This window comes from Hugenholtzia roseola DSM 9546 (assembly GCF_000422585.1).
Classification (GTDB): Bacteria; Bacteroidota; Bacteroidia; order Cytophagales; family Bernardetiaceae; genus Hugenholtzia; species Hugenholtzia roseola.
In genome coordinates this window covers 1-6502 of the sequence record NZ_KE383893.1, presented here as the reverse complement: position 1 = coordinate 6502, position 6502 = coordinate 1, and the positions used below count along the sequence as shown (strand labels likewise).

Annotated in this window: 8 protein-coding genes and 1 tRNA gene; 2 read left to right on the top strand and 7 right to left on the bottom strand. The window is 41.5% G+C overall.

Going from position 1 to position 6502, the window contains the following annotated elements:
• From G500_RS26145 to G500_RS25905, 4 genes are all read right to left on the bottom strand, one after another.
• Positions 1–369: hypothetical protein (locus G500_RS26145; RefSeq protein WP_027004070.1), on the bottom strand; the 369-nt coding region annotated here is incomplete at its 3' end.
• Positions 370–449: 80 nt separating this feature from the next.
• Positions 450–1313, bottom strand: coding sequence for a PDDEXK nuclease domain-containing protein (locus G500_RS24610; RefSeq protein WP_211220190.1), 864 nt, complete (start codon positions 1311–1313; stop codon positions 450–452).
• A gap of 14 nt (positions 1314–1327) precedes the next feature.
• Positions 1328–1519, bottom strand: a complete 192-nt coding sequence (locus tag G500_RS26330) for a DUF1016 N-terminal domain-containing protein (protein ID WP_211220189.1) — start codon at positions 1517–1519, stop codon at positions 1328–1330.
• Between the two features lie 2 nt (positions 1520–1521).
• Complete coding sequence (locus tag G500_RS25905) at positions 1522–1665, bottom strand: hypothetical protein (protein ID WP_154657278.1); 144 nt, start codon at positions 1663–1665, stop codon at positions 1522–1524.
• A gap of 445 nt (positions 1666–2110) precedes the next feature.
• On the opposite strand from G500_RS25905, the gene G500_RS25900 reads away from it, so the two are divergent.
• Positions 2111–2238 (top strand) — tRNA-OTHER (locus G500_RS25900).
• Between the two features lie 350 nt (positions 2239–2588).
• The gene (locus tag G500_RS0121710; protein WP_027004069.1) at positions 2589–4931 is read left to right on the top strand and encodes a hypothetical protein; all 2343 of its coding nucleotides are present in this window, start codon (positions 2589–2591) and stop codon (positions 4929–4931) included.
• A gap of 143 nt (positions 4932–5074) precedes the next feature.
• Here G500_RS0121710 and G500_RS0121705 read toward each other — a convergent pair whose 3' ends face one another.
• The 3 genes from G500_RS0121705 to G500_RS0121700 all read right to left on the bottom strand — a co-directional run.
• Entirely contained in the window at positions 5075–6007 is a 933-nt protein-coding gene (locus tag G500_RS0121705) for an AraC family transcriptional regulator (protein ID WP_027004068.1), read from the bottom strand.
• Positions 6008–6014: 7 nt separating this feature from the next.
• Positions 6015–6149, bottom strand: a complete 135-nt coding sequence (locus tag G500_RS26540; protein WP_281169358.1) for a hypothetical protein — start codon at positions 6147–6149, stop codon at positions 6015–6017.
• A gap of 46 nt (positions 6150–6195) precedes the next feature.
• On the bottom strand, positions 6196–6502 hold a 307-nt coding region (locus tag G500_RS0121700), incomplete at its 5' end, for an ISAs1 family transposase (protein ID WP_027004067.1).

The window sequence follows — 6502 nt, the reverse complement described above, 5'->3', positions numbered from 1 at the left end:
TAAATTAAGCTCCTGCAATTGTGTCAAACCTTTCAAAAAGGAAAAATCCGAAATTTTCCAATCATCATACCAATGTACCGCTAAAACCAACTTTCTTAGGTTTTGAGGGAGGTGAGTCGGAACTTGTATGAACATATTTTGGAAGCCTTCGTTTTGACTTGTTTTTCCTACTTGCTTTTGTTTTTCATACTCCTCCCACATATTCGAAAAAACCAGCGTTTCCAAATGCGTACATTCTTCCAAAAGTCGTAGTTCTTCTTCTGTGCCATCAAGTCCGCAACGCCCTAAATCCAAATAAGGTCCTTGCCTGCGGAGGTTTTCCTCTATCAGTTGGGTTACATATTTGCGCTCTTTGGGTGTGGCTGCCATATTTTAGGGTTTATGTTTGTGGTTTGCAAGTTAAGAAAAAAATGATTTTGAGAGCAAGTATTTGGGATAATTTCATAGTTTTATCGCTTTCTAAGTTCGTTTAAAATGAAATTTTGTAGTTCTTCTTCTGTTGGTAGTTGGATTCTGTACTTCGATATAAACAACTCCTTGCTTTGTGTGGGCAGGGCATAACGCACAAGAGCCTCGTTTTTGTCCGTTACCAACAAAATACCGATAGGCGGATTGTCGCTTTCTTCTTTTATTTCGGCTTGGTAATAGTTCAGATAAGTTTGCAGTTGGGCAATATGTCCTGCCTGCATTTTATCTACTTTGAGTTCTATCAAGATATGGCATTTGAGCAAACGATGATAAAAAACTAAATCAATAAAAAAATATTCCTCACCTATCAAAATACGCTTCTGCCTTGCCTCAAAACAAAAACCATTGCCCAATTCCAAAATAAAATCTTGTAGATGCGCAATCAAGGCGTTTTCCAAATCGGTTTCATCAAAACTTTGCTGCGGATTTAAACCTAAAAACTCAAAAATATACACATCTTTGATGGCATCTTGTGGTTTTTGTACTGCTATTGTATCTTTTATTTTCTGAAAACTAAGGTCTTTGTCAATAGATAATCCCAAACGTTCATAAGAAAGCGTATTAATTTGTCTTTCCAACTCACGCACCGAAGGCGTAGTTTTGAGGGTCAGCATTTCATAATAACGGCGTTTTTGAGGATTTTCTATGGTCATCAAAACGGAAAAATGCGTAAATGAAACTCGTTGCAGCAATAGTCTTGCGTAATCAACTTCTTGATTTTCAGTATTTTGCAATTCGACCAGCACTGCTGGTCGAATTGAGGCAGGCAGTAACATCTGCGCTTGTTGTGTAAATGCCTGACCAAAATTAGGATACGTTTGGTAGAAAGTTCTACACCTTTTCAAATCCGTAGCACTTCTCAAACCCTTGATAGCGCAAAGAGTTTTTCACCGTACTTTGCGCGGTCATTGCCTTTTTGTTCATATTCTACAATGTACGCCCCCATGCACCAGTTGCGAATGGTCAGAAATTGATTGACACTCTGAACGGCTTTTGCTTGCAGTTCTGTGTGTGTCAGTGTGATATTTTGTAAGAGTTCTTGGAATTTCATGGTTATTTTATTTTTATGTCGTTGTGTATGCAGTTGTCTATGCCGTTGTTTGTGTTGTCCTCATAGACGACTCCGCCGTTGTCTGTGTCCTCACAGACGACTATGTAATTGCTTATAGCAACGCAATTAAGGGCGTAGGGGTTCAAATCAAATTTTATTTCGTGTCAAACTTGAAAATACAAGATGCAATATAACCATTTTTTTTATATTGTTCTCTTACGCCGTTTTCTGTGTCCCTCCGCCGTTGTCTGTGTCCTTCTCCATCGTTGTCCTCCGCCGTTGTCTGTGTCCTCACAGACGACCCTATAATTGCTTATAGCAGCGCAAGGAAGATGGCTTTGCTATTTTTTGCAAAAAAAACGAAAGGCGGGAATTTTTTGAAAGCGTTTTGAGTTGTGTAGAAAGGACGGTCAAGTCAAAGAGCGTTACTTCCCAATTTCTCGCTTAGAAACCCACGCAGACCCTTATCGTCCTTTTTGAAAGGTCAATCCTAACTTACTTCTTCGGCGTTACGCCACAATATTTTGGTTATTGACAAGTTAGGAAATTACCTTTTTTTTGTTTTTTAATTGCTTTCTACTTTACAAAATTCGGGCGGTAGCTCAGTTGGTTAGAGCAACGTTTAGCGTGATACTTACCTTTGTTTCGCAAAGGTCAAATCAACCTTACTTCTTTGCCTCTTAAGCCGTAGGTCGAAGGTTCGAGTCCTTCCCGCCCGACTTTTTTTGAAAAAGGGACAGTAGCTCAGTTGGTAGAGCAGCGAACTGTGATAGTTTTGTCATTATCATAAAAATAGGGTCAAATTTATCCTACTTCTTTGGTGATTCTGTTTCGACAGAAGAGGTTCGACTCCTTCGGACAAATGATTACCCTTTTTGCCAAGCTGGTCAAATAAAACTTACTTCCTACCGAAATTTGCGTGTCGGAGGTTCGAGTCCTCCCTGTCCCACATAAAGTTATGGTCAATTGCTGCCTACTTCTCTAATTGTATGTATTAACCACTTTCGCCTTTGCAGTAAAATTATCAAACTTTATTTTTAGCCTTTTTTCTTTAGAACCTGTTACGCAGATGAAAAATCTTCTTACCGTTAGCCTTCGCTACCAAGCCCTTTTTGTGCCAAGTTTTCCTGCTACCCAAGCCCCTTGCGCCTCCTTAAATGCCGACACCTCGCTGCTTATTGCAAATTTGGCACGCTTAGGTTATGGGGTTACGCCCCAACTTTTGGCGGCTCTCAATCAGGAATCTGACCAAATGCCTGCCTTTCAAAAAGAGGTGCTGCAAGTTTTTCGCAAGGTCTTAGGTTTAGAAAAAAATTGGACACCTTTGGTCAAGGGCTGGGACACGCCCACAGGCGAATCGGTAACAGACCACCTGCTTACCTTTTTTAGCAATATTTTCGGCGGCAAAGGCACAGTGTTGCCCTGCGGACACCTCATTCCGCCTGATACCTTCCCCTTAGAACGCTACAATGGCTGCCCCTTTTGTGGCACGCCTTTCGAATTTGGCGAAATCGAGCATTTCGGACAAAATACCAAACTCAAAGTTTTAGACCTTTGGCGCGAAGCCGATGTCAAAGAGGTTTTGCGTGATTTGTTAGTATCTAAAACAGCCTTAGATGCAAGCCAAACCGATACGCTCAAATTGCTTTTGTATGCCCATAATGAAAAATTTTGGGAAGGGCTTAAAAATGAAGTTTTAGAGCAAGACGACCTCGATATAAAAATGAAAGAAACGCAAATCGTGTTGATTGATTTTTATATTGAGCAAAATAAAATTGAAAAAACACAAAAGTTTTTTCAATCACCTACCGATATTTTGCGCTATCTTTGGTATAAAAAAACTGGTTTTTTACAAATCATAGAACCACGCACCCTTGTTGCGCGTCAGGCAAGAAATTCGCGTCATATCCATAAGCCTTTGGACAATAGCCAAACTGCTTTTACTAAGGCAAAGGAGAGTTTGAAGCTCAAATACAACCGCAGCGAAGGGCGAAGGGTGGCACAATGGCTCAATAATTTGCCACTCGAAGCGGATAAAATTTGTGAGCAAATGCACCCCAAACGCGGCATGTGGGTTCGCTTTATTCGCGCTTTGCGCTTGGCAGAGTACGGCAAAAAGGCAGGTTTTGAAAAATTAGCCGCCATTTTAGACCGTTTCTACCGCCAAGACTATGAAGTTTGGCAGGGTGCAGTAGAATATTATCGCTTGCGCGTAGATGCCAATCGTACTTTTGCCCTTTTGCAAAAACGCCCCGGTCTTTTTGCGCGTTCGCTTTTCGCTAATATGCTCTGGTTTGGAAGGCAAGCCACAACGGAGGCTTTCGCCAAAATCATCGAGCAAGTGCCTGCCCGTCTGCTCTTTACTTTGGCAATGTACGCGCCACTTTATTTCGAGCGCGGCGGCAAGCGCACAGTCAAGCCTTTGGGTGGAGGCAATGGCAAGTTAGTGCCAAACAATGCGCTTTTAAACAACTACCCCGACGAGGAACTCATCGAAATGGTAGCCGCCGTAGAAGATTTGTGTCTTTTGGCAATGCAAAAACGCTTTGAAAAGGCAATTTCGGCAGAAGCCGCACAAGGGCTTCCTACCAAGCGCAGCATCTACATCGACCCTTTCTTGTATAAAATGCCTATTTCTATCGGCGAGCGCAGCCAAACGATACAAGATTTGCCTGTGGCTTTGATGGGAACGCGCTTTGCTTTGGAAAGCGACCAAGTCCGCCTTTTCATGCAATGGGGTGAAGGGCTACCTGCCCAGCATTTAGACATGGATTTGAGTTGCCACTTGGCTTTTGAAGGAAAAACGCACAGCGAAATTTGCTACTTCGGCAATCTAACCGCTGTCGGTTGTAAGCATAGTGGCGACATTCGCAGTATTCCCGAAAAAATCGGAACGGCAGAATACATAGAGTTAGATGTGGCACAATTAGAACGCGCAAAGGTTGGCTATGCCACTTTCACCTGCAACGCCTATTCTAATGGCGCACTTTCGCCCAATTTGGTAGTAGGTTGGATGGCTTCTCAACACCAGATGGCAATTTCCGAAAAGACGGGAGTCGCCTACGACCCCTCTTGTGTGCAGCATCAGGTTCGCATTACACAACAGATGGCAAAAGGGCTTGTCTTTGGCGTTTTAGATGTAAAAGCACGCGAAATTGTCTGGTTGGAAATGCCTTTCGGTGGGCAGGTAGCGCATAACTTAAATATCAATACGGTGAAGACGCTACTCAAAAAGCTCAAAAGCCGTTTGAGCATTGGTAGTATTTTAGAATTAAAAGCCTTAGCACAAGACTTGGAACTCTATCCGAATCCTACCTATTTTGAGGGCGAAGTAGAAAAACAAGTCGACGAAATTTATACCAAAGAGTGGGGCTTAAATGCCGCCGCAGTGAGTCAGTTGTTGGTTGATTGAGTTTGTTTTTTGTTTTGTTTTTATTTTGTTTTTGAGTTTTGATTTGATAGCGATTTACTTTTGTAAGTCGCTATTTTTTTGCATTTTTTTAAGTTATATAAAAATAATACAAAATAATTTTTAAAATTTCATCTGACCAAACCCTAAGAAAAGAATCGCGACCGAAACTGTGAGGGCGACATTTGCACATATTTTTTAAAAAGATTGCTAAAATAATTAACACTATTAAAACCCAGACGGAAGCAAATATCGGTGATGCTTAGTTCGCGTCGCCTCAATAGCATTTTTGCCAACGCTATGCGTTTTTGCAAGATATAATCGAGGGGTGTGATGCCAAATTCTTGCTTAAAACTGCGATAAAAATGCGATTCGCTCATGCAGGCTTTCTCACTCAAATCCTTTACTGTCAGGGCTTTATCTAAATTAGACTCGATATATTCCAATACAAAAGCAAAACGATTGCGACTACTCAAAAGCCTAAAATTTTCAAAAATCACCTTTCGCGCCTGTGTCTGCATCAAGCGAATGAGCAGCTCCTGCAAGGTGAGATTTGCCAATAGGTCTTTCAGTACATTGTCATCTTTGGCGATATAAACCAATCTATCGATGGCATCTTTGAGGGCTTGACTATTTTTAAGGTGGTATTGTGCATCTTCAATTTGCCAAAGTTCGCCTTCTTCGGCTTTCGGATATTTTTGGTTTAAAATGTCTATAATTTCTTTTATCTTTTCATTATCAATCGCAATCGCCAGACATTGCGTTGGGTTCTGTTGGTGGGCTTCGGGAAAGTCAATGAGCATTTCTTGATAGGCAGGCACGATAACGGATTCGCCCGGTAGGTAGTCAAAATCGTGCTTTCCAATTTGCTTGCCTTCAAGGTGCATGACTTTTTTGCCACGCAGCATCGCCGTAAAAGTAAGGCTATCAAAGGTAAGACTTACGCGCTCGCTGATGGTGTGGGTTTCAAAGACATTAAGCTCGAAGTGTTTGAGCTGAAAGGTAGAACGATGCTCTACCAAAGTTTGCAGGGCGCGATGTGGCGTAAGCGGTTGGGCTATGGGTACAAAGTTGGGCATCGTTGGTTTAGGTCTTGGTGGGAAAGGATACAAGTAGGATAAATAGGTAGGATAAAATAGAAAGACCGTATTTTGTATGGTCTTCTCCTGCTTTGGTGAAATAAATTTTTAATCTGTATGCTAAGATACAAATTTTGTCCAACTTTTAAGTGGTCGAGGTGCAAAAGGTAGGGCTTCCGCACCAAAAGTTAGTTTTTAAGGATTGTCTGGAGATATGCTAAATTTCGTGCGGCTTTTTTTCTTTTTCTTTTGATGCTCATTTTATCAGGGTCTTTCTTGAGCAGAAATAACGCCCATTTGCGAATAATATGCAGATTGACGATTGCATTTTCGCGCTTGATTGCAGCGGTGTCTTCGCCAAAGGTAACATCTAACTGCCAATGGAGTTGATTTTCAATGCTCCAATGCTGGCGCGTATACTTGTACATTTGTTCGGCAGATACCTCTTTTAAACTGCTGATAAAGAACTTATGAGAAACAGATTCCTTCTCATTC